The organism is Salinicola salarius (genome assembly GCF_003206135.1).
Lineage (GTDB): Bacteria > Pseudomonadota > Gammaproteobacteria > Pseudomonadales > Halomonadaceae > Salinicola > Salinicola salarius.
This window is the reverse complement of the sequence record NZ_PZJT01000008.1, coordinates 21,050-47,554: the sequence shown is the minus strand read 5'-3', so window position 1 is coordinate 47,554 and position 26,505 is coordinate 21,050. Positions and strand designations below refer to the sequence as shown.

27 protein-coding genes and 1 riboswitch are annotated in these 26,505 nt (G+C 64.0%); of the genes, 5 read left to right on the top strand and 22 right to left on the bottom strand.

The window, feature by feature from the left end; translation table 11 throughout:
• The first annotated feature begins 36 nt into the window (after nt 1-36).
• Nucleotides 37-2,463, top strand: coding sequence for a phosphoketolase family protein (locus DOM32_RS09480; protein ID WP_244179871.1), 2,427 nt, complete (start codon nt 37-39; stop codon nt 2,461-2,463).
• Nucleotides 2,464-2,590: 127 nt separating this feature from the next.
• Here the strand turns inward: DOM32_RS09480 and DOM32_RS09475 are convergent, their stop codons facing one another.
• Together DOM32_RS09475 and DOM32_RS09470 are read right to left on the bottom strand one after the other, a co-directional pair.
• On the bottom strand, nt 2,591-3,358 hold the full coding sequence (locus DOM32_RS09475; RefSeq protein ID WP_110633771.1) for a cytochrome c oxidase assembly protein: 768 nt from the start codon (nt 3,356-3,358) through the stop codon (nt 2,591-2,593).
• Nucleotides 3,355-3,819: a DUF2243 domain-containing protein gene (locus DOM32_RS09470; RefSeq protein ID WP_071231955.1), complete on the bottom strand. Its 465-nt coding sequence runs from the start codon at nt 3,817-3,819 to the stop codon at nt 3,355-3,357. Before DOM32_RS09470 ends, DOM32_RS09475 begins: the two co-directional genes overlap by 4 nt.
• A 449-nt stretch (nt 3,820-4,268) precedes the next feature.
• On the opposite strand from DOM32_RS09470, the gene DOM32_RS09465 reads away from it, so the two are divergent.
• The 4 genes from DOM32_RS09465 to arsJ all read left to right on the top strand — a co-directional run bounded on the left by DOM32_RS09465 (nt 4,269) and on the right by arsJ (nt 7,408).
• On the top strand, nt 4,269-4,688 hold the full coding sequence (locus tag DOM32_RS09465) for an arsenate reductase ArsC (protein ID WP_110633768.1): 420 nt from the start codon (nt 4,269-4,271) through the stop codon (nt 4,686-4,688).
• Nucleotides 4,689-4,697: 9 nt separating this feature from the next.
• The gene (locus DOM32_RS09460; protein WP_110633765.1) at nt 4,698-5,051 is read left to right on the top strand and encodes a metalloregulator ArsR/SmtB family transcription factor; all 354 of its coding nucleotides are present in this window, start codon (nt 4,698-4,700) and stop codon (nt 5,049-5,051) included.
• 80 nt (nt 5,052-5,131) lie between these two features.
• On the top strand, nt 5,132-6,148 hold the full coding sequence (locus DOM32_RS09455) for an ArsJ-associated glyceraldehyde-3-phosphate dehydrogenase (RefSeq protein WP_110633763.1): 1,017 nt from the start codon (nt 5,132-5,134) through the stop codon (nt 6,146-6,148).
• 12 nt (nt 6,149-6,160) lie between these two features.
• Nucleotides 6,161-7,408 (top strand): organoarsenical effux MFS transporter ArsJ, encoded by a 1,248-nt coding sequence (arsJ, locus tag DOM32_RS09450; RefSeq protein ID WP_110633760.1) that lies wholly within the window; start codon nt 6,161-6,163, stop codon nt 7,406-7,408.
• Between the two features lie 73 nt (nt 7,409-7,481).
• Here the strand turns inward: arsJ and DOM32_RS09445 are convergent, their stop codons facing one another.
• From DOM32_RS09445 to DOM32_RS09350, 20 genes are all read right to left on the bottom strand, one after another.
• Nucleotides 7,482-8,144 (bottom strand): NADPH-dependent FMN reductase, encoded by a 663-nt coding sequence (locus DOM32_RS09445; RefSeq protein ID WP_110633757.1) that lies wholly within the window; start codon nt 8,142-8,144, stop codon nt 7,482-7,484.
• An 80-nt stretch (nt 8,145-8,224) separates the two neighbouring features.
• Nucleotides 8,225-9,535 (bottom strand): arsenic transporter, encoded by a 1,311-nt coding sequence (locus DOM32_RS09440; protein ID WP_110633754.1) that lies wholly within the window; start codon nt 9,533-9,535, stop codon nt 8,225-8,227.
• A 15-nt stretch (nt 9,536-9,550) separates the two neighbouring features.
• Nucleotides 9,551-10,309, bottom strand: coding sequence for an arsenical resistance protein ArsH (gene arsH, locus DOM32_RS09435; RefSeq protein ID WP_110633751.1), 759 nt, complete (start codon nt 10,307-10,309; stop codon nt 9,551-9,553).
• Nucleotides 10,306-10,719: an arsenate reductase (glutaredoxin) gene (gene arsC, locus DOM32_RS09430; protein ID WP_110633748.1), complete on the bottom strand. Its 414-nt coding sequence runs from the start codon at nt 10,717-10,719 to the stop codon at nt 10,306-10,308. The genes arsH and arsC overlap by 4 nt, the downstream gene beginning before the upstream one ends.
• Nucleotides 10,720-10,726: 7 nt before the next feature.
• Nucleotides 10,727-11,077 carry an ArsR/SmtB family transcription factor gene (locus DOM32_RS09425; protein WP_110633745.1) on the bottom strand — a complete coding sequence of 117 codons (351 nt, stop codon included), beginning with the start codon at nt 11,075-11,077 and terminating at the stop codon, nt 10,727-10,729.
• A 95-nt stretch (nt 11,078-11,172) separates the two neighbouring features.
• The gene (locus DOM32_RS09420; protein WP_110633742.1) at nt 11,173-11,520 is read right to left on the bottom strand and encodes a DUF190 domain-containing protein; all 348 of its coding nucleotides are present in this window, start codon (nt 11,518-11,520) and stop codon (nt 11,173-11,175) included.
• Nucleotides 11,517-11,918, bottom strand: coding sequence for a fluoride efflux transporter CrcB (crcB, locus tag DOM32_RS09415; protein WP_110633739.1), 402 nt, complete (start codon nt 11,916-11,918; stop codon nt 11,517-11,519). The genes DOM32_RS09420 and crcB overlap by 4 nt, the downstream gene beginning before the upstream one ends.
• A 102-nt stretch (nt 11,919-12,020) precedes the next feature.
• A riboswitch (Fluoride riboswitch) is annotated at nt 12,021-12,105 on the bottom strand.
• 67 nt (nt 12,106-12,172) lie between these two features.
• Nucleotides 12,173-13,636, bottom strand: a complete 1,464-nt coding sequence (locus tag DOM32_RS09410; protein WP_110633736.1) for a dihydrolipoyl dehydrogenase — start codon at nt 13,634-13,636, stop codon at nt 12,173-12,175.
• Nucleotides 13,637-13,703: 67 nt separating this feature from the next.
• The gene (locus DOM32_RS09405) at nt 13,704-14,915 is read right to left on the bottom strand and encodes a zinc-dependent alcohol dehydrogenase (protein ID WP_110633733.1); all 1,212 of its coding nucleotides are present in this window, start codon (nt 14,913-14,915) and stop codon (nt 13,704-13,706) included.
• 263 nt (nt 14,916-15,178) lie between these two features.
• Nucleotides 15,179-15,505, bottom strand: coding sequence for a four-helix bundle copper-binding protein (locus DOM32_RS09400; RefSeq protein ID WP_071231969.1), 327 nt, complete (start codon nt 15,503-15,505; stop codon nt 15,179-15,181).
• A gap of 313 nt (nt 15,506-15,818) precedes the next feature.
• Nucleotides 15,819-16,232, bottom strand: coding sequence for a DUF6691 family protein (locus DOM32_RS09395; protein ID WP_110633730.1), 414 nt, complete (start codon nt 16,230-16,232; stop codon nt 15,819-15,821).
• Entirely contained in the window at nt 16,229-16,684 is a 456-nt protein-coding gene (locus DOM32_RS09390; RefSeq protein ID WP_110633727.1) for a YeeE/YedE family protein, read from the bottom strand. The genes DOM32_RS09395 and DOM32_RS09390 overlap by 4 nt, the downstream gene beginning before the upstream one ends.
• Before the next feature lie 206 nt (nt 16,685-16,890).
• Nucleotides 16,891-17,805, bottom strand: coding sequence for an MBL fold metallo-hydrolase (locus DOM32_RS09385; RefSeq protein WP_110633724.1), 915 nt, complete (start codon nt 17,803-17,805; stop codon nt 16,891-16,893).
• A gap of 521 nt (nt 17,806-18,326) precedes the next feature.
• Nucleotides 18,327-19,289 (bottom strand): L-histidine N(alpha)-methyltransferase, encoded by a 963-nt coding sequence (egtD, locus tag DOM32_RS09380; RefSeq protein WP_110633721.1) that lies wholly within the window; start codon nt 19,287-19,289, stop codon nt 18,327-18,329.
• Nucleotides 19,290-19,341: 52 nt separating this feature from the next.
• On the bottom strand, nt 19,342-20,697 hold the full coding sequence (gene egtB / locus DOM32_RS09375) for an ergothioneine biosynthesis protein EgtB (RefSeq protein ID WP_110633718.1): 1,356 nt from the start codon (nt 20,695-20,697) through the stop codon (nt 19,342-19,344).
• Between the two features lie 62 nt (nt 20,698-20,759).
• Nucleotides 20,760-22,169 carry an NADH-quinone oxidoreductase subunit N gene (locus tag DOM32_RS09370; RefSeq protein ID WP_110633715.1) on the bottom strand — a complete coding sequence of 470 codons (1,410 nt, stop codon included), beginning with the start codon at nt 22,167-22,169 and terminating at the stop codon, nt 20,760-20,762.
• Nucleotides 22,169-23,656 carry a complex I subunit 4 family protein gene (locus DOM32_RS09365; protein WP_110633712.1) on the bottom strand — a complete coding sequence of 496 codons (1,488 nt, stop codon included), beginning with the start codon at nt 23,654-23,656 and terminating at the stop codon, nt 22,169-22,171. Before DOM32_RS09365 ends, DOM32_RS09370 begins: the two co-directional genes overlap by 1 nt.
• On the bottom strand, nt 23,653-25,539 hold the full coding sequence (locus tag DOM32_RS09360; protein ID WP_110633709.1) for an NADH-quinone oxidoreductase subunit 5 family protein: 1,887 nt from the start codon (nt 25,537-25,539) through the stop codon (nt 23,653-23,655). The genes DOM32_RS09365 and DOM32_RS09360 overlap by 4 nt, the downstream gene beginning before the upstream one ends.
• Nucleotides 25,539-25,844: an NADH-quinone oxidoreductase subunit NuoK gene (gene nuoK, locus DOM32_RS09355; RefSeq protein WP_035413666.1), complete on the bottom strand. Its 306-nt coding sequence runs from the start codon at nt 25,842-25,844 to the stop codon at nt 25,539-25,541. The genes DOM32_RS09360 and nuoK overlap by 1 nt, the downstream gene beginning before the upstream one ends.
• Before the next feature lie 27 nt (nt 25,845-25,871).
• Nucleotides 25,872-26,492 (bottom strand): NADH-quinone oxidoreductase subunit J, encoded by a 621-nt coding sequence (locus DOM32_RS09350; protein WP_110633823.1) that lies wholly within the window; start codon nt 26,490-26,492, stop codon nt 25,872-25,874.
• Nucleotides 26,493-26,505 lie beyond the last annotated feature (13 nt).

Here is a 26,505-nt window from a genome sequence, read left to right as displayed (position 1 = left end):
CTTTCGTTCACGCCACCATTATCCAGGAGTGCCTTCATGTCCCCTTCCATGAGCCAATCCACGACGACGCCCCGGCTTCCGGTCGACAAGGACGAGGAGTTGCTTAAGCGGATCGATCACTGGTGGCGGGCGGCCAACTATCTCGCCGTCGGCCAGATCTATCTCACCGGCAACCCGCTGCTCGAAACGCCGCTGACGCTCGATCACATCAAGCCGCGCCTGCTCGGCCACTGGGGCACGGTGCCGGGGCTCAATCTGATCTACGCCCATCTCAACGCACAGATCCAGCGCCGCGATCTCGACGTGATCTATCTGACGGGCCCCGGCCACGGCGGCCCGGCGCTGCTCGCCAACCTGTGGCTGGAGAACAGCTACAGCGAGCATTTCGGTCATGTGCCGCGCAACGCGGAAGGCATGCAGCGCCTGTTCCGCCAGTTCTCGACGCCCGGCGGCGTGCCCAGCCATGTCAGCGTGCCCACGCCGGGCTCGATCCACGAAGGCGGCGAGCTGGGCTACGTGCTGACCCACGCCTTCGGTGCCGTGTTCGACAACCCCGATCTCGTCGCGGCCGCGGTGGTGGGTGACGGCGAGGCGGAAACCGGCCCGCTGGAAGGCTCCTGGAAAGGCGTCAACTATCTCAACCCGACCCGGGACGGCGCGGTGCTGCCGATCCTGCACCTCAACGGCTACAAGATCGGCTCGGCGACGGTGCTGGCGCGCAAGAGCGACGAGGAGCTGGAGCACTACTTCCGCGGCCACGGCTACGCGCCGCTCTTCGTCGCGGGCGACGAGCCCGATGCCGTCCATCGCGACTTCGCGGCGGCACTGACCAGCGCCCTCGACCGGATCCACGAGATTCAGCAGCATGCGCGACAGGAAGGTATCGACCGCCGGCCGGTCTGGCCGATGATCGTGCTGCGCACCCCAAAAGGCTGGACCGGGCCGAAGTCCGTCGACGAACTGCCGGTGGAAGGGACGTTTCGCGCCCACCAGGTGCCGATGAGCGGCCTGAAGGACCATCCCGAGCGACTGCAGCAGCTCGAAAGCTGGATGCAGTCCTATCAGCCGGCGGAGCTGTTCGACGAGCAGGGCGCGCCCCGGGAATCCATCACCGCCTTGTGCCCTGTCGGCGAACGGCGCATGGGCGCCAACCCGCACGCCAACGGCGGCAAGCTGCGCCAGCCGCTCGCGTACCGGCCGCTCGAGAGCTACGCCGTCGAGTTCGACGAGGCGCAGCGCGGCCGCGAGCTCCACGGCTCCACCGAGCGCCTTGGCCAGTTCATGCGCGATATCTACGTCGACAACCCGCACAACTTCCGGCTGTTCTGCCCCGACGAGATCAAGTCCAACCGGCTCGGCGCGGTGCTGGACGTCACCGATCGCTGTTTCATGGGGCCATTCGAGGAATACGACGAACAGCTCTCCATGGACGGTCGCATGCTCGAGGTGTTGAGCGAACACAACTGCAACGGTTGGCTGGAAGGCTACGTGCTGACCGGCCGCCACGGCCTGTTCGCCAGTTACGAGGCTTTCGTCTCGATCATCGATTCCATGGCGATCCAGCATGCCAAATGGCTGGAGCACGCCCGCAACGTCGACTGGCGCGCCTCGATCCCGTCGATGAACTATCTGCTGACCTCTACCTGCTGGCGCAACGACCATAACGGCTTCAGCCATCAGGGGCCGGGATTCATCGACACGCTGCTGAGCAAACAGCCGCAGGTGGTAAGGATCTATCTGCCGCCGGATGCCAACACGCTGCTGGCGACCGCCCAGCACTGCTTCGACAGCGTCGATCATCTCAACGCCATCGTGATCGACAAGCATCCCCAGCTGCAGTACCTGACGATGGACGAAGCCCGCGAGCACTGCCGCGAAGGTCTCGGCATCTGGGAGTGGGCCAGCAACAGCGGAGACGAAGCACCGGATATCGTGATGGCCTGCGCCGGCGACACCGCCACGCAGGAGACCCTGGCAGCGGCGGATATCCTGCGTACCTACCTGCCCGCGCTGAAAGTTCGCGTGGTCAACGTGGTCGATATCATGACGCTGCGGGTGGATCACCCGCACGGGATCAGCCAGGACCGTTTCGTCGAACTGTTCACGGCGGACCGGCCGGTGGTCTTCGCCTTCCACGGCTTTCGCGGCGTGGTGCACCAGCTGATCCACAATCGCCCCGAGACCGAGCGTTTCCACGTTCGCGGCTATCAGGAGGAAGGCACCACCACGACGCCGTTCGACATGACGGTACTCAACCAGATGAGCCGCATGCATCTGGCGCTCGATGCCCTGCGCTACCTGCCGGACCAGTGGGAAGGCGCCGCCGAGCTCATCGAGGATCTGCAGGCGCTACTGCAGAAGCACCACGCCTATATCCGCGAGCATCTCGACGACATCCCGGAGATCACCCAGTGGGTCTGGTCGGCGGGCAACGTTCGACTGCCCGTGGACAAGGACGTTTGAGGAGGAAGTCTCGCGAAGGAAGCCTCGCGAAGGAAGCCTCGCGAAGGAAGCCTCGCGAAGAGAGTCTCGATAAGGGAGCCTTGATAAGGAAACCGCAGGGACGCCACGCAGGCGGCAGCTAGCGCGCCTATCGTGGCGTCGTCGATGTCCTGGGCGCGACCGTCGCCGTTTCACGATAGCGTGACCGCACCCATTGGCGGGCCAGCAGATAGACCAGCAGCGCTTCCGGCAGCTCTCCGGCATAGAACATCAGCTCCGCGCCCTGCTGGACCTGATCGAGCGGCATCGATGCGGGAAGATGGAACCGGTACATCCACTTGGACAGCATGGCGTGCGCCGCCATCGATACCACCAGCACGCCGAAGCGCCATTCGAGGGCGGGGCGCTTCGGCGCCGGATCCGGCCCGGCGATGGCCCAGGTGAAGAGACAGCCGGCAATGATGAAATGCCAGTGCAGCCACAGCGCGAATCCGGGCGAATGGAGCATCGTGGCGTAGAGGTCGGTCAGGTAGAGCACCATCATGCCGCCGACATTGAGCAACGCCGCCGTGACGGGGTGGCTCAGCACGCGAACGGGTGCCAGCGACACAAAACCGACCCAGCGCCGGCCCCAGTGCGCGGGCACGTTCTTTAGCGCCAGGCTTATCGGCGCCGCCATCACCAGCCCCAGCGGCGCGATCATTCCCGCGACGAGATGCACCGCCATATGGCCGCGAAAATCCCGGTGCGCCCACTGCATCGACAGTGGCGACATCACCGCGATGATCGCCAGCGCGCCGCCCACGAAGATGACCAGCCGCCATAGCGGCCAGCCCCGACCATGCCGCTTCGACCGCCACCAGCCCCAGGCGTAGAGTGCGGCCAGTGCGCCGAAGACCAGCGTGAAGGCGTTCACCGCTGGCTCAGCGCCTCACCCCGCCGGGCCCGGCGCAGCAGCCAGTAACCGATGGCGAGCAGCAGCAGGCCGGCCAGGTTCCAGCCGAGGTCATACATCAGCAGATTGTCGACGTAGCGAACCTGGTGAAGCCCCAGTATCTTGTGGTCGACGATGCCGTCGAACAGCTGAAAGCCGCCCATCCCCAGCAGGAATCCCGCGCCGCGATAGCCGGCGGCGTGGCGGCCGGTCTCGTGCAGACGCAGCATCAGCACCGCACCGATGACCAGCACCACCAGCTCCAGCGTGTGCAGCAGCCCGTCGGAGGCCAGCGCCAGCGCCGAGTTATCGGTTTCGACGAAATGGTGCCAGGCCAGCACCTGGTGAAAGACGATCTCGTCGAGCGCCGCCATCATGCCAATGCCCAACAGGATCGCGGCCAGCAGCGTCGCGCCGACTCGTCGTTGAACAAGATCGTTCATGACGATCTCCTCTTGCCGATATGCATACCAGTAGACAGGAAACCCGCTTCATCGAATGAAAACTCAGCGACACCGAACGAAAAACCCCGACCGCTAGGGGCCGGGGTTAGATCGTAGCGGTTCCTTGCTAACTTGCCATGGCATCCTGCCATGCGTCCTTGTGAATATTGCTTCCTGCAATTTCCATCCTTGGCACCACGTCTTCCTGACGTTGTCCCTACACCGTACGCGCTAATTCCATCAGATAAGTTTATGTGAGTTAACTAATAGCATTTGGTGTGTTTATTTCTGTAACGCACATTCCTGCTGACCAATCCGCTGTCATGAAAATGACATGCACATATGCGTATATGGCAATATCTTCCCATCGGCGGCAGGAATCGACTCGGCAACGAGCCGGCGCCCAACCCGAGCGCCGAGAAGCATTGAAAACGTATGAGGACGTGTTGATGGAAAAGCAGCGTGTGCTATTTCTCTGCAATGCCAATTCGGCAAGATCGCTGATGGGCGAAGCCCTGCTCCGGCACATGGCGGGAGATCGTTTCGAGGCCTTCAGCGCCGGTGTCGAGCCCAGCGAACCCCATCGTGCCGCGCTGAAGGCGCTGGAGTCGATCAACGTCAGTACCCGGGGGCTGGCGAGCAAGTCGCTGGAGACCTACGCCGGCCAGACGTTCGATACCGTCATCATTCTCTGCGAGAAAGCCCGGCAGCACTGCCGCGACTGGGAAGGCCGCACCAGGGAGCTCATCTACTGGGACATCCAGGATCCCCGGCTCCACGACGATCCCAGGAACTACCAGCATACGCTGCAGGAGATCCAGACACGCCTGAAGCTCTGGCTCGGCGTCAAGTCCAGAGCCCATCCCTGAGGATCGATCGTGTCCGCACTCTCTCCCGTTCAGCTCTTCAAATGCCTCGGCGACGAAACGCGTCTCGCCCTGACGCTGCTCATCCACACCGAGGGTGAGCTCTGCGTCTGCGAAATGACCTATGCGCTGCAGGAGTCCCAGCCCAAGGTCTCGCGTCATCTCGCGCAGTTGCGATCGTGCGATCTGCTGCAGGATCGGCGCCACGGGCAGTGGGTCCACTATCGTTTGATGCCGGGTCTGCCGAGCTGGGTACTCGCGACCCTCGACGAAGCGACCGCGGGCGCCTCCTCGCTGATGGACGAAGCCCGCGACCGGCTGGCGGCGATGGGCAACCGCCCCGCGCGCCAGACCGAACACTGTTAATGAAATACGGTTAATGAAATACGGTTAGTGGCATACGGCCAATCGAACACGCTCAACCGAACCTTGCCAAAGGAGTTGCCATGTCTCTTCGAATCGGGATCAACGGCCTCGGTAGAATCGGGCGCCTCGCCCTGCGCAGCCTGTGGGATCGCCGCGCGGTGGAGACGCTGGAGATCGTGCGGATCAACGACCCGGCGGGAACGGCGGAAACCTTCGCCCACCTGCTCGAGTTCGACTCCGTGCATGGACACTGGTCCCCGGGCAGCGGCATCGCGGCCGGCGAGCGGTCGATCACGGTGGATGGCGTCGAGATCCCGTTCAGCAGCCATCGCGAACTCGCGGACAGCGACTGGTCGCAGTGCGACGTCGTGATCGAGGCATCCGGCGTCATGAAGAGCCCCGACAAGCTGAAGGCCTATCTCGACCAAGGCGTCGGACGGGTCGTGGTCACGGCGCCGGTCAAGGCAGAGGGCGTGCTCAACGTGGTCATGGGCGTCAACGACCATCAATACGACCCCGGCCAGCATCGCATCGTTACCGCCGCGAGCTGCACCACCAACTGCATGGCGCCAGTGGTCAAGGTGATTCACGAGACGTTCGGCATTCACCACGGCTCGATGACCACGATCCACGACATCACCAACACCCAGTCGATTCTCGACAGCCCGCACAAGGACCTGCGTCGCGCCCGGGCCAGCGGCATGAGCCTGATCCCCACCACGACCGGGTCCGCCAAGGCGATCACCGAGATCTTTCCCGAGCTGACGGGCAAGCTCAACGGCCATGCCGTTCGCGTGCCGCTGGCCAATGCTTCGCTCACCGACATGGTGTTCGAGGTGGAACGCGAGACCACGGCCGAAGCAGTGAACGATGCGCTGAGAGACGCCTCGACGGGCGCACTGGCAGGCATTCTGGGCTTCGAGACCCGCCCGCTGGTGTCGGTGGACTACCGCACGGACCCGCGCAGCGCCATCGTCGATGCGCTTTCGACCCTGGTGGTCGACGGCAGCCAGGTGAAGATCTACGCCTGGTACGACAACGAGTGGGGCTACACCAACCGCACCGTCGAGCTGGCGCTCAAGGTCGGGCGAGCGTAGACGAGGTCGATCATGTCATCTGTCGAGCGGCTGAGATCGCTACCCTTCGAAGTCCGCCAGTATCTGCTGGTGACCGGCAACTACTGGGCGTTCACGTTGACCGACGGCGCACTGCGCATGCTGGTGGTGCTGCATTTCCACCAGCTCGGCTACTCGCCGCTCGACGTGGCGATGCTGTTTCTCTTCTACGAGGCCTTCGGCGTCGCGACCAATTTCGTCGGCGGCTGGCTCGGTGCCAGGCTCGGGCTCAACCGGACGATGAACGTGGGCCTCGGCCTGCAGATCGTCGCCCTGGGCATGCTGCTGGTGCCCTCGTCGATGTTGACCGTGGTGTGGGTGATGGCCGCCCAGGCGCTCTCCGGGATCGCCAAGGATCTCAACAAGATGAGCGCCAAGAGCGCGGTCAAAGTGCTGGTGCCCAGCAACAGCCAGTCGGCGCAAAGCGCCCTTTACCGCTGGATAGCGCTGCTGACCGGCTCGAAGAACGCCCTCAAGGGCATCGGCTTCTTCCTGGGCGGCCTGCTACTGACGCTGATCGGTTTCCAGGGCGCCATCGCGCTGATGCTGGCGATGCTGGCCGGGGTGTTGCTGCTCTCGCTGTGGCGGCTGCGCGCCGACCTGGGCAGGACGAAATCCAAACCCAGGTTTCGCGAGGTCTTTTCCACCTCCCGGGCGGTGAACGTGCTTTCCGCGGCCAGGCTGTGCCTGTTCGCGTCCCGTGACGTCTGGTTCGTGGTGGCGCTGCCGGTGTATCTCTACGATCAGCATGGCTGGGGCTACTGGGCCGTCGGCGCCATGCTCGCCGGTTGGGTGGTCGGCTATGGCGGCGTGCAGACACAGGCGCCGAAGATCACCCGGCTCGTGCAAGGGGGTGCCAGGGGTATCACCGCCGGCTGGGCGCTCGCACTGGCCTCGCTGCCTGCCCTGCTGGCATTGCTGCCGCTCGAGGCCGACATCTTCTGGCTGGTGGCCGGACTGCTGCTGTTCGGCGTGGTGTTCGCCATCAACTCCAGCTGGCACAGCTATCTGATCGTGCGCTTCGCACGCGCCGAAGGCGTGTCGATGGACGTGGGCTTCTACTACATGGCCAATGCCATGGGCCGACTGATCGGCACGGTGCTCTCCGGCTGGCTGTATCAGGCGTACGGACTCCAGGCCTGTCTCTGGGTTTCTGCCGGCCTGGTACTGGCGAGCGCCGTCATCGCCCTGGGCCTGCCCGCGGAGTCGACCGAGTCGGACGACGCCGAGCCGATTCACTGAACGGCAACGCAAGGCGGGAATCATGACCGCTCCCGCTGGGGCGCGCTGTCGAGTCTGTCGGGATTTCGTCGACTCAGCCGGGCGCGTCGCGCTGCCGGGGCTCGCGGGTGAAATCGCCGATCAGCGTGTGCGGATCGGCCTCCTCGCACTGCCTGCGAGCGGCCTCGGCCCACCAGCGCAGTTGGGTGGAGCCGCGCTGCAGGTAGGTCCGCCAGCGCTCGGCGCCCTCGTCGTCGCGATACCGCCCTTCGTCATCCAGCACTTCCGCCGCGTGCGGCACGTGGACCATCGCCGACACCGGCAGGCAGCCCAGCTCGGAAAGGAAGGTACGCATGCCCACGGCGGCACGGACGCCGCCCCACTGCCCCGCCGAGTAGGTCACGATCAGGCTCGGCTTGTAAGCGTAGCGTGAACTGCCGAAGTGGTTGAGCAGGTGCGCCAGCGCCGGGCTGAGGCTGTGATTGTATTCGGGGCTCACCATCACGTAGGCGCCGGCCTCGCGGATCCTGTCGGCCAGCGCGTCCAGCGGCTCGGGCGCCCGGCCGGAAGCGTAGGCGAAGTGCGGCTTGAACACCTCGCCGAGGTCGTAATCCAGCGGATCGATCAGCTCGATCTCGTCGTCCGGATACGATTCCCGGAAGTGTGCAACCAGCGCCGCCGCCACCCGGCTTCCCAGGCGCGGCGGTTTCGGTGGCTGGCTCTGTCTCGTCGAGCCCAGAAATACCAGAATGTTCATGCAGTGCCTCTCGACCGGTTGTCGGTTCTCGTACGGCTGCCGGCGCTCGTGGGCTGCTGGCGCTCGTGGGATTGCCGAGCTCAGGCCGCCGGCAGGGCAGGCAGCCACAGCGCCAGCGCCACCAGGGTCGCCAGCAACACAGGCGGAGTGATCAGCAGGCCGACCTTCATGTATTGCCCCCAGCCGATCCTGTAGCCCTTGCCGGCCAGCACGTGCAGCCACAACAGCGTCGCCAGGCTGCCGATGGGGGTGAACTTCGGCCCCAGGTCGTTGCCGATCACGTTGGCGTAGACCATCAGTTCCTGGGTGACCGCCGGCACCTGCGCCTGATCGATCGCCAGCGCCCCCACCAGCGTCGACGGCAGATTGTTCATGATTGATGCGACGATGGCGGAGAGGAACCCGGTGCCGATGGTAGCGACGAAGTCGCCCTGCCCGGCCAGCCACTGCAGCGCCCGGGCGCCGTAATCGGTCAGGCCGGCGTTGCCCAGCCCGTAGACCACCAGGTACATACCGATCGAGAACAGCACGATCTGCCACGGCGCGCCCTTGAGCGCCGCAGTCACCGAGACGGCGGCCCCCTTGCCGCCCTGCCACCAGCGACCGGCGATCGCCATCAGCAGAATCGCCGCCGCGCCGGTCACGAAGGCGATGGGAATGCCCAGCGGCGCGGTGACGAAATAGGCGACGAGCAGCACCGCCAGCAGCGGAAAAGCGGCCCGGAAGATCAGCGGATCCTTGATCGCCGAGCGCGGCGCGTCTAGCTCCTCGACCGAATAGCGCTTGGGAATCCGCCGGCCGAAGGCGATCCAGAGCACGGCCAGCGTCGCCGCCAGCGACACCAGATTGACCGGCACCATGACCGCCGCGTAGCGGTCGAAGCCGATATCGAAGTAGTTGGCGCTGACGATATTGACCAGGTTGGAGATCACCAGCGGCAGGCTGGTGGTGTCGGCGACGAAGCCGGTGGCGATGATGAACGCCAGCGCCGCCGGCGGCGAGAAGTCCAGCCGCAGCAGGATCGCGATCACGATCGGCGTCAGCAGCAGTGCCGCGCCGTCGTTGGCGAAGAACGCCGCGATGACCGCGCCGAGCACCACGACCAGCGGAAACAGCAGATGCCCCCGGCCGTTGCCCCAGCGCGCCACGTGCAGCGCCGCCCAGGCGAAGAATCCGGCCTCGTCGAGGATCAGCGAGATGACGATCAGCGCGACGAAGGTGAACGTCGCGTCCCAGACGATATCCCATACCACGCCGACGTCGGACAGCTGCACCACGCCTGCGAGCAGCGCCACCAGCGCGCCGCCGAGCGCGCTCCAGCCGATGCCCAGCCCCTTGGGCTGCCAGATCACCAGGATCAGGGTGACGACGAAAATAGCCAGTGCCAGCATCGAATGACCTTGAGTTCAGTGAGTGCTTTGATTGACGCGGCGAGAGAGCTCTTCGGCACTCTCGACCCGCTCGGAATAGCGATCGGTGAGATAGGCCGAGCGGCCCCGCGTCAGCCAGGTGAACTTCACGAGCTCCTCGCAGACATCGACGATGCGCATGTAGAGCGGCGACGGCTTCATGCGGCCGGCCTCGTCGAACTCGTTGAACGCCTTGGGCACGGAGGACTGGTTGGGGATGGTGATCATCCGCATCCAGCGCCCCAGGATCCGCAGCTGGTTGACGGCGTTGAAGCTCTGGCTGCCGCCGGAGACTTCCATCACCGCCAGCGTCTTGCCCTGGGTGGGGCGAACGCCGCCCAGCGACAGCGGAATCCAGTCGATCTGCGCCTTCATGATGCCGGTCATGGCACCGTGGCGCTCCGGGCTGACCCACAGCATGCCGTCGGACCATTCGGCGAGTTCGCGCAGTTCCTGCACCTTGGGATGCTCCGCCTCGGCATCGTCCGGCAGCGGCAGGCCCGAAGGATTGAAGGTTCGCACCTCGCAGCCGTACCAGCGCAGCAGCCGGCCGGCCTCCTCGGAGGCCAGCCGCGAGAAGGAGCGCTCGCGCAGCGAACCGTAGAGCACCAGAATCTTTGGCGGATGACGCGGCGCATCGCTACCGACCAGCGCCTCGATATCGATCGGCTGCAATTTCGCCGGATCGATATTGGGCAGGTCGTCGAAATCAACGGACTCGTCCACCTCGCCGCCACTCCTTTCTCTGCCGATCATTTGCCCGCTCCCTCGGCACGCACGACGTCGCCGTCTTCCTTGGTGAACGTGGCGACCGGGTTGGCCAGCAGCCCCAGCACGCGCTCCGAAGGCCGGCACAGCCGGGCGCCCTTGTCGGTGACCACGATCGGGCGATTGATCAGGATCGGGTGCACCATCATCGCGTCGATCAACCGGTCATCGCTCAGGGCCGGATCGTCGAGGCCAAGCTCCTCGAACGGCGTTCCCTTGCGGCGCAGCAGTTCTCGCGGCGTGATGCCCATCATCGAGATCAGTTCGACCAGCCGCTCGCGGGTGGGCGGCGTCTTCAGGTATTCGATCACGTCCGGCGTCTCGCCGGAGGCCTCGATCATCGCCAGCGTGTTGCGGGACGTGCCGCAGTCGGGGTTGTGGTAGATCAACGGCTTCATGACGATCTCATGTCTCCTTGCTTTCGGGGTGGCATTGCCCCAGCGCGTCCATCAGCGGCTCGCAGACCTCCGGACGCCCGGCACAGCAGTCGCGCACCAGGAACTGGATCGTCTCCTTCATGTGCGAGAGATCGGCGCGATAGATGATCGAACGGCTCTGGCGTCGCGAGACGACCCAACCGGCCCGCGCCAGCACCGAGAGATGGGCCGACATCGTGTTGTGGGGCACCGAGAGCTGACGCGCGATCTCGCCAGCCGGAAGCCCCTCGGGCTCATGGCGGACGAGCAGCCGAAATGCCTCGAGGCGCGTCTGCTGGGACAAGGCGGCAAAACTGGCAATGATAGCGGTAGTTTCCATATGTCCAGAATATAGGACATGTCAGAATACGGCAAAGCCGCCGGAGGGATGCCGAACGGTAGTGGCTCCTTCGGGAGCCACTCGCTGCATCGGATTCAGCCGTTGCTGTCGTTCGACTTATCGTTCAACTGGCCGAAGTAGACGGGCCGGCAGATACAGAAGACCGGGGCGCCGGTCTCCTCGACGGCGGCGACGAAGCGTTCCGCCTTTTCCTCGTCCATCGCGTACATCAGCTCGACGGGCTGATCCGCCAGATCGAAGAAATGGGCAGAGTGCAGCTTGCCGTCCTCCCCGGTTCCCTCGACATCGCTGCGCCTGGTCATCCGGTTGATATCCAGGCTTTTCGCCGTCTCGGTGACCCAGTCGTAGACCCGCTTCCCCTCGTGACGACGAGACTCGGGCACGATGAATATCACCTCGTAGCCGCTTTTCAGACGATTCATTGCTGCGATCCTCCCAGTACGTTCTGAATGACGCTGAAGGTCAGAAAGCCCAGCCCGGTCATGGCGAGCGACCCCAACACGTGAATGCCGATCCCCATCAACGCCATGCCGTAACGCTCCGCCTGGATATTGCCGAACATCTCGGCCGAGAAGGTGGAGAACGTGGTCAGCGCGCCCAGGAAGCCGGTGATCACGAACAGGCGGAGTTCCGGCGACAGGGAGGGAAGATGCGCGAAGAACGCGACGCCGATACCGATCAGCCACGCCCCCAGCAGGTTCGCCACCAGCGTCCCGGGCGGAATCGCCGGAAACAGGGCGTTGAGCCAGACACCCAACAGCCATCGCAGATTCGCACCGATCGCGGCGCCGGCCCCGATCGACAATACGGACAACCACATACCTAGCGTCCTCGATACATCAAGGTTTCATCAATGATCCGATCGAGGAGCCGCGCCAGCGAGGAAGGAAAGACAGACACCTGCCGACACGCCTCGACCGAAGCGCCCGCAGGCATCATTAACCGATAGACGGTGGTTCGAGCGAACGAGAAGGCCGCTCGGGAGGAATGCCATCTCCCACGGCAAGACCTTAGCACCGAACCCGGCGGCCGCGCTACTGAACCGCCCGGCGACGCTCTCCCGGCTCTTTCTATCTAGGCGCCGGGGCCGCACTCCATGCATTGATTCTCCATCGCCGGTTTCAGCAGCAGCCGGGCGCTCAGCTCGCGCAACGCGGTCTGAAGCCCTTCTTCCAGCGTCGGGTGATAAAACGGCATCCCCAGCATTTCCGGTACGGATAGCGCCTGCTGATGCGCCCAGGCGAGCAGATGCGCCAGATGTTCGCCCGCGGGCGCACAGAGCTCGGCGCCGAGAAAGCGGCCACTGCCGTATTCGCCGTAGAGACGCAGATAGCCCCGGTTGGCCGCCATGATGCGAGCCCGGCCCTGGTTCTCGTAGGAAAATTCGCTGACGCTCAACCTGTCGCCATACTGCTCCGCCAGCGCGGCATGCCCGGGTCCGACGCGGGCCATCTGCGGTTCGCAGAAGGCGATGCTCAGCGGGGAACGGCGCGGCGCGGCGTAGACGCCTTTCCCGCGGCCGGCGTTGTCGCCGGCGATATTGCCTTCGTCGGTCGCCTCGTGCAGGACCGGCGTATCGTTGTCCACATCGCCAGCCATGTAGATATGGCCGAACTCCCCGTTCCCGTTGCGACAGCGCAGCGTATGGCGATCGACTTCCGGCATGCCCCGCTCGTCCAGCGCCAGCCCGGCGCGAGGCAGCTCGAGCCTATCGACATTGGGCTGGCGCCCCGTCGCGATCAGCGCGTGATCGAAAGATTCGGTCATGGATTCGCTGGAGCGGCGATCGGTAAAGCGCACCCTCACCTGATCGCCGTGGCGCTCGACGATTTCCGCATCGCCGCGCGTATCGAGATAGAACTCCTCGTTGAACAAGCGCTCGCACTGAGCGATCACCTTGTCATCGGTCAGCACGCCCAGACTGCCGTGCTGGCCGAACAGCCGTACTCGCACGCCGAGTCTCGCTAGCGCCTGGGCCAGCTCCAGCCCGGTGGTCCCCGGGCCGAACACTGCCACCGATTCGGGCAGCGTCCGCCATTCGAACACGGTATCGCTAGTCACCAGCCGATCTCCCGCGATCTCGAACGGCTCGGGAATGACCGGCCGCGATCCGGTGGCGATGACGATTCTTCCGGCCGTGAGCCGAATGTCGTCACCGATGAGCAGCGTATGCGCATCTTCGAAACGGGCCATGCCCTGATAACGGCAAGAATCGGGAATGGAAGCCATCGACTCCAGCACGTGGCCCACGAACCGATCCCGCTCCTGGCGCACGCGCGTCATCACCGCTTCACCATCCACGCGCACCTCGCCGTCGAGCCGAACGCCAAACGGCGCGGCATGACGAGCCTGATGCGCCGCGCTGGCTGCCGCAATCAGCAGCTTGCTGGGCATGCAACCGACTCGGGCGCAGGTCGTGCCGGGGGTTCCGCCTTCGATCAGCGCCACGCTATCGGTGTGGTTGCTGGCTGCCTGCCAAGCTGCCAGCCCCGCGCTGCCGGCACCGATGACCGCGACCTCGAACCGATGCTCCTGCATGCTTCCTCCCTATGGGCGCGCCCAGATCGAATGACAACCGTCCGCGAACGGCACCTGCCGGTGAGCGTCAATTCGCCTGCGGCTCGAGCTCGACTTTGATCCAGCCTTCCTCGCGACGATCGAATGCCTCGTAGGCTTCGAGCACGTCGGAGATCGGCGTGGCCTGGCTGAGGATCTCCGCCGGGTCGATCAGCCCCGTCCGGGTCATGTCGACCAGCTTGGGGATGTACTTGCTGTGGTTGCAGTTGCCCATCTTCAGCGTCAGGTTGCGGTTCATCGCCATGCCGATCGGGAACTGGCGGAAATCCGGCGGGTAGACGCCGATGATCGACAGCGTGCCGGCCTTGGCCAGACTTCGAACCGCCCACTGCAGCGCCTGGCTTGGAGCATCGCCGGGGTGCCAGTTGTCGCCGTCGGGATTCGTTTCCGGGGCGTTGGTACGCGATTCCTGCTCCTCGGTCTCGATGTCGCTCTTGTCGCCGGCGTGGGCATCGTGGGCGTGCTCGGCATCGATCCCCACCGCATCGATGGCACGATCCGGACCGATTCCGCCAGTCAGGCGCTGCAGCGTCTCGACCGGATCCTCCCGATCGAAGTTGATGCACTCTGCACCCAGCTTGCGTGCCTTGTCGAGACGATCCGGCTTGGAGTCGATGGCGAAGACCCGGCCGGCACCGAACAGCTTGGCGCTGACGATGGCGCACAGCCCCACCGGGCCGCAGCCGAATACCGCAACACTGTCGCCATCCTTGATCTCGGCGAGATCGGCGCCGAAGTAGGCGGTCGGCAGAATGTCCGATATCACGATCGCCTGTTCGTCGCTGACTTCGTCGGGCAGCTTGGTCAGCACGGTAGTGGCGAACGGAATGCGCGCCTTCTCGGCCTGCAGGCCGTTGAAGGGTCCGGTCGGCGCCGGCCCGCCGAAGAACGAGGTGCCGGCCTGCTTGCCGTTGGGGTTGGCAACGTCGCATTGGGCGTAGTAACCGGCGCGGCAGTAGGAGCAATTGCCGCAGCCGATGGTCGAGGAGACGACGACCCGGTCGCCGATAGCGAGATTGCGCACGTCGTCGCCGAGCTGCTCGACGATACCGACGCCTTCGTGTCCGAGAATGGTGCCAGCCTGCATCGGCGTGAAGGAGCCGCGAACGAAGTGCAGGTCGGTGCCGCACAGTGCAGAGGTGGTCAGCCGGATGATGGCATCGGTCGGTTCCTGAAGTTGCGGCTCGGGAACGTCATCGACGCGAATATCACCGATAGCGTGAAAGACGACGGCTTTCATCATGCCTCCTGATATTTTCAGAGTCGGGTGTCGAAACAGTACGAGTCATACACGCAGGCATCCTGCATGAATGAACGAATGAGTGGACTCGTACGCGACAAATCTCCTTGAGCGTAGATGGCGCCGAATGACTCGCCACGTGCCTTCGGAATAACGGATTAACGTGGGTCAAGTGCGGCAACGGGCGCTCATGAAACGACCCGATATCCGGGTGGATATCGGGTCGTTCACAGGGAGGTACTTTTCGCCTTGCTTCCTGCTGGTTACGCCATGGCTTCACACGCTTCGGCGCAGCGGTGACAAGCCTTGGCACACTCCTGGCAATGCTCGGCATCATGCTTGGCGCACTCGTCGCCACACGCCTTGCAGATATCCGCACAGAGTCTGCAGATCTGGCTGGCATATTCGCTACCCTGCGCCATGAAGGAGGCCGCCAAACGGCAGATCTGCGCACACTGCCTGTCCAGACGGATACATTCCGCCATCATTTTCACGTCGTCTTCTTTCAGGCAGGCAACAGAGCAGGCATCGCAGTAAGCCGCACAGACATGGCAACTCTCGATGCAGGATTGATACTTTCCGAAGTCCATCTCGTCTCCTTTGGCGCTTTTACCAACGCCCATTTATTGGCAATAGGTATCGAAACTGCTTAACAGTCCATCCAAAGGTGTAGCGACTTCCAGGGCCTCGGACAAGTTCTCGCAATATATAACTACCGTATTCTTATATCCTTTTGATACTACAACACAAAGGTTTGGATAAATGGGATTGGCCTGCCGAAAAGGGACTAATAAAAAACATCCCCGCTATTTAAATTGGATAAATCCTTGGCAGTATTTTTGCTCGCACAATACAACACTAGGTCTACTGGCAGGCTGATGATGTCAGGATGAGTTCGCCCCCTCAGTGAGCGGGCGAGAACCGACGGGCCAGCCACCACCCCGCCACCATGGCGACCAGAAACAGCGCCAGCGGCCAGCTCAGCCCCGGCAGCGAGGCGACCGCCGGCCCCGGGCAGTAACCGGTCAGCCCCCAGCCGATGCCGAACAGCGCCGCACCGCCCAGCAGCCGGCCGTCGAGATCGCGGCGCGTGGGTAGCTGGAAGCGCGCGTCCAGCACCGGCGCCTGCCGCCGCCAGGCCAATCGATAACCGGTGAACGTGGTGATGACGGCACCGCCCAGCACGAAGATCAGGGTCGGGTCCCAGGCGCCGGCCACGTCGAGGAAGCCGATGACCCGTGCCGGATCGGTCATGCCGCTGATTGCCAAACCAAGCCCGAACAGCAGTCCGGCCAGATACCCTGCCAGCGCTTTCATACCGAGCCCCCCAGCATGTGCCGCGAGACGAACACCGTCAGCATGGCGACCAGCACGAAGACGAGCGTCGCGGCCATCGAGCGTGGCGAAAGCCGCGCCAGCCCGCAGACCCCGTGCCCGCTGGTGCAACCACTGCCAAGCCCCGTGCCCAGCCCGACCAGCAGTCCTCCCGCCAGCATCAGCAGTGGTCCGGCCACCGGCAGGCCGACCACACCGGCGCCGGCAGCCGTATTGCCCAGATCGCTTTCCGTCAGCATCAACAGGGCCGGCCCCGACACCAGCCCGAGCAGAAAGGCCAGACGCCAGGGTCTGTCCCCGCCGCGATCGAAAATCAGCCCGGAGAGGATGCCGCTGATCCCGGCGATGCGTCCCAGCAGCCCCATCAGGAGAGTGGCGGAAAGACCGATCAGGACGCCGCCCAATGCCCCTTGCAACCAACCCATCGTTTCCATCTCATGTCCTCTTGGCATTGTCGCCACCACGGTTGTCTCAACCGGCTGTCGTCGAAGACCCGGAGGCGGCACGTCGATACCGGGATGGCTCGGCAACGACCGCGGCCATGCAGCGCGCACCGGTATCGAAGGTGCTCATAAAGACGCGACTGATGCATGACAGGCCAGCCTCGTTATCCGCGTCGTGCCATGCTTTGAGATTCATCTCACTCCCACGCGGCGCCTTCCAGCGCATTGAGCGGAATCTTCAGATAGCGCTTGCCGTTGCTCTCCGGCTCGGGAAGCCGCCCGCCGAGGATGTTGACCTGCAACGCGTGCAGGATCAGCTTCGGCATCGGCAATTCGCTATCGCGGCGGTTGCGCAGCTCGACGTACTCGGCCTCGCTGCTGTCGCCGAGCCGGTGCTTGTTGTGCTCGCGCTGCTCGCGCACGGTGCTTTCCCACTGCGGCTCGCGGCCGTCGGGCATGTAGTCGTGACCGGTGAACAGGCGCGTCTCGTCGGGCAGCGCCAGGATCGCCTGGATCGAGTGCCACAGCTGATGCGCGCTCCCGCCGGGAAAGTCGGCGCGGGCAGTGCCGAAATCGGGCTGGAACAGGGTGTCGTGAACGAAGGCGGCATCGCCGATCACGTAGGTGATCGAGGCCAGCGTATGACCCGGCGAGTGCATCACGCGGCAATCGATCTCGCCCAGCGTGAAGGTATCCTCGTCGTCGAACAGATAATCCCACTGGCTGCCGTCATCCTTCAGGTCCGGCCAGTTGTAGATCGCCTTCCACAGCGTTTGCACCTGGGTTACCGGCCGGCCGATGGCGGTAGGCGCACCGGTTTTCTCGTGCAGATAGCGCGCGGCGGAGAAGTGATCCGCGTGCGGGTGGGTATCCAGAATCCACTCGACCACGAGCCCTTCCCGCTCGACATACGCCAGCAACTCGTCGGCCTGATGGGTCGCGGTGGCGCCGGACTTCTCGTCGAAGTCGAGCACCGGATCGATGATCGCGCAACGACGCGTGGCGGGGTCGCTGACGATGTACTGAATGCTGAAAGTGCGAGGATCGAAGAAGCCGGCAACATCGGGTCGGCCTTTACCCCTGTCACCTTGGGAGAGAGCGAAAGTGTTCATGGCGACTCCTTGGGAAGACATGCCCCTAGAGTAACGCCATATTGGTTCTAAAGTTATATCTTTTAGAGATATAAAAATCGACGCAAAATTCTCTTTATGCCATCGGGATATAACCGTGGCACCTGTTATCCATGGCCGCCAGACAGCACTGGCTGCCGAGCCGCCAACGAAGATCAGAAGCATGGTGGAATCATGCAGGAGTGCGCGGAATGAAGGCGAGCGGCGAAACGGAAGAGCAACGAAAAATGAAAGAGGGCCCAAGCGCAAGCGCCGGACCCTCAGTAAGCACTACCATAGGTGCTTGGCTATCACGGCCTCGCAAATCCGTGAATCCTTGGCATCAGGACATTCCTGTCTGAATTCCTGGCGAGCATCCATCCAATGGAAGACGACAGGATATAGCCAAACTATGATTAGGGATAATGATCTGGCCTAAGTATCCGTAGGATTTTGTTACTCATTGTAACTCAGACGACATCTCATGCGTCCTCGGGCTGCCCTGTCTCGCCAGCAGTACTACTTCAGCAGCGCTCCAGATAGTGGACGCTAAACAGGTCCTCGTCGTCGGTCCAGCAGGCGCGCGCCTTGAATCCGGCGCGCTCCGTCAGGGCCTGAAAGCCTTCGACCGTGTACTTGTAGGAGTTTTCGGTATGGATCGTCTCGCCCTTCAGAAAATGGAAGCGTTCGCCTTCGATCGCGACGACCTGGGGTAACTGGCTGACCAGGTGCATCTCGATGCGGGATTGCGCCTCGTTGAAGAAGGCCCGGTGGGCAAAATGCCCGGCGTCGATTTCGGTGTTCAGCTCCTCGCGTAGGCGATCCAGCAAGTTCAGGTTGAACGCTGCCGTCACGCCTGCTGCATCGTTGTAGGCGGCTTCGAGTGTCGTCTTGTCCTTGATCAGGTCGACACCGATCAGCAACCCGCTGCCGACGGGCAGCAGGGAATGCAAGCCGCGCAGGAAATCTTCGGCGGCCTGCGGGTCGAAGTTGCCGATGCTCGACCCCGGGAAGAAGCCGACCGGCCGTTCGCAGCACAGCCCCTCCGGCAAGGCCATGTTGCAGGAGAAGTCGGCACAGGCGGCGTGCACCTCGAGCCATGGATAGTCGGCAGCCAGACGGCGCGTGCTTTCGAGCAGGAAGTCCCGGGAGATATCGATGCCGAGATAGCTCGACGGTCGCATGGCTTCCAGCAGCAGCCGTACCTTGCGACTTGCCCCGCTGCCGAGCTCGATCAACGTCGCCTCATCCCCGGCGATGTCCGCGATGTCCTCGGCGGCGTTGGCCAGGATCCGTTCTTCGGTTCGTGTCGGGTAGTACTCCGGCTGTTGGCAGATCCGGTCGAACAGCTCGGAACCCCGCTGATCGTAGAAGAACTTTGGCGAGGCAAACTTCTGCTCGGCGCTGAATCCCGTCAAGATCTCGTCGCGAAGCGACGTCTTGGCAGGGGTCGTATGCATGTCATGGAATCGTACGGCCAGGGTCATGATCAGCTCTCCTTGGAATCTCTGATTGATTATTCCGCTGGGTAATACGGCGTTACTCAGAGGCTCCCTTGGCAAGACGGAAACCGGAAAATGCCCAGCGGGCATGAGGCGGGAAGAAGTTGCGATAGGTGGCGCGGATATGATCGGCCGGCGTCGCACAGCAGCCGCCTCGCAACACCATCTGGCCGGACATGAACTTGCCGTTGTATTCCCCCAGGCTGCCCGGCAACTTGCGAAACCCCGGATAGGGGCGATAGGCGCTGCCGGTCCACTCCCAGACATCGCCGAACATCTGGCTCGGCGCGCCGGTGGTCCCGGCGGCGACCGGCTGCAGATGGTCCTGCTCGACGAAGTTCCCCTGCTCGACTAAGTTCCCCTGCCCGACTAAGTTCCCCTGCCCGAAGTCGTCCTGAATGACGGCATCATGGGCCACCGTCTCCCACTCGGCCTCGGTGGGCAGGCGGGCGCCGGCCCACTGCGCATAGGCATCGGCCTCGAAGAAGCTGACATGGCACACCGGCGCGTTCATGTCGACCGGTACCAGGCCGCCCAGGGTGTAGTGATGCCAGACACCGTCGCGTTCGACCCAGTAGAGCGGCGCCTGCCAGTCTTCGGCCTTGACCGTGGCCCAGCCGTCCGACAGCCAGTGCTCGGGCTTGTCGTATCCCCCCGCCTGCATGAACGCGAGGAACTCGCCGTTGGTCACCGGACGGTCGGCGATCTGGAAAGCCTCGACGAACTGGCGGTGGCGCCCCATCTCGTTGTCATAGGCAAAGCCTCCCACGGTGTCGTCGTGGCCGATGTAGCGAATACCGGCCGGGTAGGCATGCCAGCCGAGCGCAGCGACGTCATGCGCGGGCGTCGGCGCCAGGTCGTCCCGGTAGGCCGGGCACAACGGGTTCTGGGCCAGGATGTGCTTGATATCCATCAGCAGCAGCTCCTGATGCTGCTGCTCGTGCGGCAGGCCCAGCTCGAGACGTCGGAGAATCTCCTGGAGATGTTCCTGAGGTGGATCGCTGAGCAGCGCTTCCATGGCCCGGTCGATGTGCGCGCGATAGCGATAGACATCGTCCACGGTCGGCCGCGAGATCATGCCGCGTTCGGGCCGGGGGAACGGCGTGCCGTGGGTCACGTAATAGGAATTGAAGAGATGATCGTACGCGGGGTCGAGGGTCTGGTAGGCGGGCAGGAACGGTTTCAGGATGAAGGCTTCGAAAAACCAGCTGACATGGGCGATGTGCCATTTCGGCGGGCTGACATCCGGCATGCTCTGCACCATGTAGTCTTCCTTGTGCAGAGGCGCACAGATGGCCTCGGTCGCGGCACGAACCCGCTGGTACGCGCGCAGCCACTCCTTGGCGTGAAGGCTATCGGGTCTGTCGATGACCAAATCATGAACGGATGCCATGAATGATTCCCTCCTGAGTCTGACTCCATGAAACTCGATCGGCAGGCTTGGCCTGCCGGGACTTACCGTGCAAAGCGTATCGAGTCCGTAAACACCATGAGTGCTTCTGCACCAAGCCCCCCGACGATTAACAGTAGACCAGCCACGATCATTGTGAAGCTTGCCCAGGGACCTGAAAGCACATGCACGGTAGATCGGGCGCTGCCGAACATCATCGGCGCGACGATGCGCAGGTAGTAGAACAGCGAGACGACGGTGTTGATCACCGCCACGAGCGCCAGCCAGGCGTAACCGCCCTCGATCGTGACGCGAAACAGCATCAGCTTGCCGAAGAAACCCACCAGCGGCGGGATACCCACCAGGGACAACAGCGACACGATCAGTATCGTGGCCGCGATCGGTGCGTGTCGGGCCAGCCCCCGGTAATCGTCCAGCACGGTACGCCCCCGCAGGTGCGTGACCACGGCGAAGGCAGCCAGGTTGGCCGTGGCATAGGTCGCCAGGAAGAACACCAGTGCCGGCAGGGCCTGATCGCTGACACCCAGCACCACGATGGCCATCAGGGCATACCCAGACTGGGAAACCGATGACCAGCCCAGCAGGCGGCGCACGTCCGCCTGTCGCAGCGCCGCCACGTTGCCCAGCGTCATGGTGGCGACGGAGATCGATGCCACGATCGCCCGCCAGGCGACATCCGGCGGCAGCAGGGAAACGAAGCGGGCCAGCGCTACCGCGGCGCCAACCTTGGGGATGACGGTCAGGAAGGCTGCCGCCGGTACCGGTGAGCCCTGCGCCACGTCCGGCATCCAGGCGTGAGCCGGAAACGCCGCCAGCTTGAAGGTCAGCCCCAGCACCACGCAGGCCGTGGCGATGGTCAGTGCCAAGCGGTCGCTGTCCGTGGCAAGCGCCTGGGCGATGTCCGGATACCCGGTACTGCCGGTCAGGCCGAACAGCACCACCACCCCGATCGTCAGCAACGCATTGGTCAAAGCGCCGATCAGGAAATACTTCATCCCGGCCTCCAGCGCGGGCGCCCAGCCACGGTGATAGGCGGCCAGCGGGTAACTCGCCACCGAGGACAGCAGCACGCCCAGCACCAACTCCATGGTATCGCTGGCCGAGGCCATCATGATGACGCCCAGCAGCGCGAACAGCACCAGTGCGTAGTACTCGCCATGGCGGCGATCGGTCCGCATCCATTCCGGCGACATCGCGACGACCAGCGCACCGGCGACCAGCACGACCAGCTTGCTGGCGAGCGCCACGCCATCCAGGGCCCAGACACCGGAAAACGTCAGCCGCGGCGCCCCGCCCCATTGCGCGACGGTCAGCCCCGCACCGAGACCGATCGCGAGCAGGGCCAGCACGGCTGCCCAGTGATGCTGCCGCTGACGGAGGAAGCTGGCGAACAGGACGATCGCCACGGCACCCAGCGTCAGGCTGATTTCCGGCAGTACGTCACCGATAGGCATCAGCGGCCCCCCACCAGCAGCGTCGCCGATGCCTCGACCAGGGTCAGCAGAAACGCCGGTGCCACGCCGATGATCATGAAGCCTGCCGACAGCACCGCGAGCACGCCCCACTCGACGGGACGCAGATCCTCGAACTGCGCCCAGCGCTCCGGCATCGCCCCGAAGAACACCTTCTGCAGCATCTGCAGAAACAGCACCGCTGTCACCAGGATGCCCAGCACGCCAATGACGGCGAGCCATGGATAGACGCCGAAGGTGCCGGCAAAGATATGGAACTCCGCCACGAAACCGGCCAGGCCGGGCAGGCCCAGGCTGGCAAAGGACGCGAGCACGGCGAAGGCGGTCAGCCATGGGGCCTGACGAAACAGGCCACCGTAGCTGTCCAGGTCATATTCCTCGGTACGCTGCCAGAACGAGCCACATATGAGGAACAGCGCCCCGGTAATCAGGCCGTGCGCCACCATTTCCACCGTGGCCCCCACCAGGGCCAGTTCGCGGGCATACCCGGCGTCCTGAATCAGGGCACCGGCCACCGCGATACCCAGCACCGTATAGCCCATGTGATTGACCGACGTGTAGGCAATGCGCCGCTTCAGGTTGCGCTGGCCGAGCGCCACGAAGGCCCCGTAGAGAATTGATACGACCGCAAACAGCGCAATGACCAGGGCATAGCGAGAGAACGTCTCCGCCATCATGGCGAACGGAATGCGGATGATTCCGTAGGTGCCCATCTTGAGCAGCACCCCGGCGAGAATCGCCGAGACCGGCCCCGGGGCATCGACATGCGCCTGGGGCAGCCAGGTATGAACGGGCACCACCGGTGTCTTGATGGCGAAGCCGAGCATGAGGGCGAGGAACACCAGGCCCGCAGTCATGCCCGCGCCCGCCAGCGGTTGCTGCTCGATGAGCACGCGCATGTCGAAGGTATGCGGTTCGACCGACAGATAAAGCCCGATGATCGCCAGCAGCAGCAACAGCGAGCCGCAGAAGGTGTATAGAAAGAACTTGAACGCGGCGGGCTGCGCCTGACCATGCCCCCAGCGGCCGATCAGGAAGAACATCCCCACCAGACTCAGGTCGAAAAAGACATAGAAGAGCAGCAGGTCCAGCGCCAGGAAGACACCCAGTGACACGGACTGCAGAAAGAGCATCCAGGCGTAGTACTGGCGAGGCTGATGCTTCGTGTCCACGGGGTAGGCGATGCTGGCCGAGAAGACCAGGGCGCTCATCGTCGCAACAGCCAGGGCAATGCCGTCCACGCCCAGCCTGTAGCCCATGCCCAGGCTGGGCACCCAGGGCACCTCCTCGACGAACTGGAACAGCGCACCTTGCGGATCGAACTGTCGCCACGCCCAGGCCAGCAACAGCACCGGCAATACCGAAACCACAATGGCACACCGGCGAGCCGTGGTCTCGGTCCAGCGGCTTGAAACGGCGAGTGCGAGGGCACCCAGCATGGGAAGCCCCAGGGCTGCAGTCAAAATCAAAGGAGCGCTCCTATGCTCAGGATGATCAGGATCGCGGCGAGTCCTGCCGCGATACCGGTGTAGTAGTGATGCATCTGCCCGGTATGCGCCCGGCGTACCACTTGCCCCGCCCAGTCGACGCCCTTCGCGAGCTGGATCGTGGCGCCATCGAACGCGCCTTCGCCACGCCGCTCTCCCAGCCTGGCCAGCCACGCACCAAAGCGGGCACTGCCACGGATTCCGGCATCCACGGCGCGATCGTCGAAGCGTGCCAGGCCATGGCTGAACATCATCACGGCATTCGCGCCACGTGCTGACAACGCTGGCAGGCCAAACCAGTCCGCCATGGCGGTACGCGTTTCGCTCTGCTGGCTCGACACCTCACGACGCACCGCCAAAATGCCCAGGCCCACGCCCAGCGCCACCAGCAATAGCGATACGATCAGTTCCCACGGCCTGGTCTTGGGAAAGTGCACAGCCAGCAAATCAGCGAGGCTATTCCCGACGCCGGGCCACCAGAGTAGCGACAGCGCCAATGTGCCTGCCGCCAGCAGGTAGAACGCGACGGCCTCCGCCCGGGAGTGTCCGGGCCGGGAGGCAGCCTCGCTCATGCGGTCATGCCGCCCCCGCCCGAACGCCAGCAGTTGAAAGCGCGTGCCGTACAGCGCACTGAGGCCTCCCGCCACGGCGGCGATCACGGCCAGCCAGGACACCTGATGGCCGGCGGCCGCGACGATCTTCTCCTTGCTCCACGCTGCACTTAGCGGAACGACGCCTGCCAGCGCCAGGCTGGCTACCATGGCGGCTGCCGCGACGCCAGGAAGCAGGCGACCCAGGCGCATCGCAGTCAGCGAATAGCTGTCGACATGGCGTTCGGCGATGCCGGCGGCCAGGAACAGCGCCGCTTTGGTGAATGCATGCGTGACGAAGTGCACCAGGGCGACGCCGGGAAAGCCCGCCCCTGCCGCCAGCCACATCAGGCCATACTGGGCCGATGTCGAGGCGGCCAGCAGCTTCTTGGCATGGCCCTGAAGACAGGCCACCAGTCCCCCTGCCAGGGCAGTGGTCAGCCCCAGCGTGATGGCGACCGGCGCAAACCAGGCGACGGCGGAGAGTTCCGCATGCAGCCGGACCACCAGGTAGATCCCCGCCGCGACCATGGTCGCCGCATGGAGCAATGCCGACACCGGTGTCGGCCCGGACATGGCGGCAAACAGCCAGGGAGAGAACGGCACCTGGGCGGATTTCGCGGCGGCGGCCAGCACGACGCCGGCAACGAACACGTCCAGCCGCCACCCATCGAGTTGGGCCAGGTCTGCAAAGGCAAACGAGCCCGTGCCGGCGAACGCTGCCGCCGCGGCGATGTACAGCCCCAGATCCCCGAAGCGAGTGACCAGGAACGCCCAGGCGGCATCCCGCAGGTTGCCGGCCTTCTGCCATTCATGGGCGATGAGCGCCCACGAGCATGCCCCGACCAGTTCCCAGGCGATCAGCAGGGTGACGAAATCCTCGGCCAGGACGAGCAGTTCCATCGCGCCGACGAACGCCGTCAGCAGCGCCACCAGTCCGACGGGGGGGCGCACCGTCTCTCTGCCACTGATCGTCGATGCCTCATGGTAGGCGCTGTAGACGATGATCGGCGCGGCGATCAGTGGCACGACGATGGCGAACACGGCGCTGGTGGACGTCATCCCGAGTGACAGAACGATTCGGGAGCTCCAGCGATAGGTGCCGCCCCAGTCCGCCGTGACCGCGATGCTCACGAGCAGCAAGGTAGCGACCGTGATCGCCACCCCCGCCAGGGTCAGCACGGCACGGCCCCTGTCGTCGCTCGGCCAGCGCTTGCCGACCCCATGGATGACGAGGGCGGCCAGCAGCGGCAAGAGAGGAACGAACCACAGCATCAGTGCTTCAGCCCGGTCAGCGATTCGGTCATGTCGGCCTGTTTACCGCGGAAGACCGCGACCACCAGGGCGAACCCCATCGCCATCTCGATGGCCATCACCGCCATGACGATGATCGTCAGCAGTTGGCCTTCCGGTGCTCCGGCCCCGCTGAAGGCCCAGAAAGCCACCGCCGCCAGCATGACACCGTTGAGGATCAGCTCCAGACCCATCATCAGCATCACGAACGACTGCTGGGAAAGCGCGCCATAGATCCCGATACCGATCAGTGCCGCTGCCAATAGCAAAAGTGTGGTGAGTGTCATGCAAGCCTCCCTGCCTGTCTGTCCTGCTCAATGGTGATGATGGTGATGCCCACCTTCGCCCTCTTCGTCCTCCTCGGGCTTGCCTGCCGGGTCGCCGCCCGGTTCCAGCCCCGGCGGCATCGAGCCCTCCGCCGCCGCGCCATAGCGCCCGCGATGGCTCGACAGCACCACCACGCCGATCATGGTGGTCAGCAGCACGAGACCCGCCGATTCGAAAATCAGCATCGAATCACCGAGCATTTCGTTGCCCAGTGATCTGACGGGTTCGAGGCCTGCCGGCACCGGCTGATCGGGAAAGATCGCCAACAGGGCCATGGCGCCCAGTATCAGAAAACCGGCGACGCCGGCCCCGATGGCGATACGTTCCTGATGGACCATGTTCATGGGATTCAGGCCGGCCGGGTTCATCATGAACATGACCATGAACAGCGCCATGACCGTCATTTCCACGGCCATCATGAAGAACATGGCAACGCCCAGGTATTCCGCCGCCAACAGGATCATGATCACGCCCACGGCGATGAACGACACCAGCAGAAAGAAGGAGGCCCGTACCATCGAATCGGTGCGAAACACGCGCCATCCGGTAACCACCGCCAGCGTGGCCAGCAGCAGAAACGCGATATCGACACCGAGGCCGTGATTCATGCTCTCCATCACA

Coding starts and splice junctions, on each gene's coding strand:
- DOM32_RS09480 (WP_244179871.1), top strand. CDS start 37: ATGTCCCCTTCCATGAGCCAATCCACGACGACGCCCCGGCTTCCGGTC.
- DOM32_RS09470 (WP_071231955.1), bottom strand. CDS start 3,819: ATGAACGATCTTGTTCAACGACGAGTCGGCGCGACGCTGCTGGCCGCG.
- DOM32_RS09465 (WP_110633768.1), top strand. CDS start 4,269: ATGGAAAAGCAGCGTGTGCTATTTCTCTGCAATGCCAATTCGGCAAGA.
- DOM32_RS09455 (WP_110633763.1), top strand. CDS start 5,132: ATGTCTCTTCGAATCGGGATCAACGGCCTCGGTAGAATCGGGCGCCTC.
- arsJ (WP_110633760.1), top strand. CDS start 6,161: ATGTCATCTGTCGAGCGGCTGAGATCGCTACCCTTCGAAGTCCGCCAG.
- DOM32_RS09445 (WP_110633757.1), bottom strand. CDS start 8,144: ATGAACATTCTGGTATTTCTGGGCTCGACGAGACAGAGCCAGCCACCG.
- DOM32_RS09440 (WP_110633754.1), bottom strand. CDS start 9,535: ATGCTGGCACTGGCTATTTTCGTCGTCACCCTGATCCTGGTGATCTGG.
- arsH (WP_110633751.1), bottom strand. CDS start 10,309: ATGATCGGCAGAGAAAGGAGTGGCGGCGAGGTGGACGAGTCCGTTGAT.
- arsC (WP_110633748.1), bottom strand. CDS start 10,719: ATGAAGCCGTTGATCTACCACAACCCCGACTGCGGCACGTCCCGCAAC.
- DOM32_RS09425 (WP_110633745.1), bottom strand. CDS start 11,077: ATGGAAACTACCGCTATCATTGCCAGTTTTGCCGCCTTGTCCCAGCAG.
- DOM32_RS09420 (WP_110633742.1), bottom strand. CDS start 11,520: ATGAATCGTCTGAAAAGCGGCTACGAGGTGATATTCATCGTGCCCGAG.
- crcB (WP_110633739.1), bottom strand. CDS start 11,918: ATGTGGTTGTCCGTATTGTCGATCGGGGCCGGCGCCGCGATCGGTGCG.
- DOM32_RS09410 (WP_110633736.1), bottom strand. CDS start 13,636: ATGCAGGAGCATCGGTTCGAGGTCGCGGTCATCGGTGCCGGCAGCGCG.
- DOM32_RS09405 (WP_110633733.1), bottom strand. CDS start 14,915: ATGAAAGCCGTCGTCTTTCACGCTATCGGTGATATTCGCGTCGATGAC.
- DOM32_RS09400 (WP_071231969.1), bottom strand. CDS start 15,505: ATGGACTTCGGAAAGTATCAATCCTGCATCGAGAGTTGCCATGTCTGT.
- DOM32_RS09395 (WP_110633730.1), bottom strand. CDS start 16,232: ATGAAAGCGCTGGCAGGGTATCTGGCCGGACTGCTGTTCGGGCTTGGT.
- DOM32_RS09390 (WP_110633727.1), bottom strand. CDS start 16,684: ATGGAAACGATGGGTTGGTTGCAAGGGGCATTGGGCGGCGTCCTGATC.
- DOM32_RS09385 (WP_110633724.1), bottom strand. CDS start 17,805: ATGAACACTTTCGCTCTCTCCCAAGGTGACAGGGGTAAAGGCCGACCC.
- egtD (WP_110633721.1), bottom strand. CDS start 19,289: ATGACCCTGGCCGTACGATTCCATGACATGCATACGACCCCTGCCAAG.
- egtB (WP_110633718.1), bottom strand. CDS start 20,697: ATGGCATCCGTTCATGATTTGGTCATCGACAGACCCGATAGCCTTCAC.
- DOM32_RS09370 (WP_110633715.1), bottom strand. CDS start 22,169: ATGCCTATCGGTGACGTACTGCCGGAAATCAGCCTGACGCTGGGTGCC.
- DOM32_RS09360 (WP_110633709.1), bottom strand. CDS start 25,539: ATGCTGTGGTTCGTTCCTCTCTTGCCGCTGCTGGCCGCCCTCGTCATC.
- nuoK (WP_035413666.1), bottom strand. CDS start 25,844: ATGACACTCACCACACTTTTGCTATTGGCAGCGGCACTGATCGGTATC.
- DOM32_RS09350 (WP_110633823.1), bottom strand. CDS start 26,492: ATGAATCACGGCCTCGGTGTCGATATCGCGTTTCTGCTGCTGGCCACG.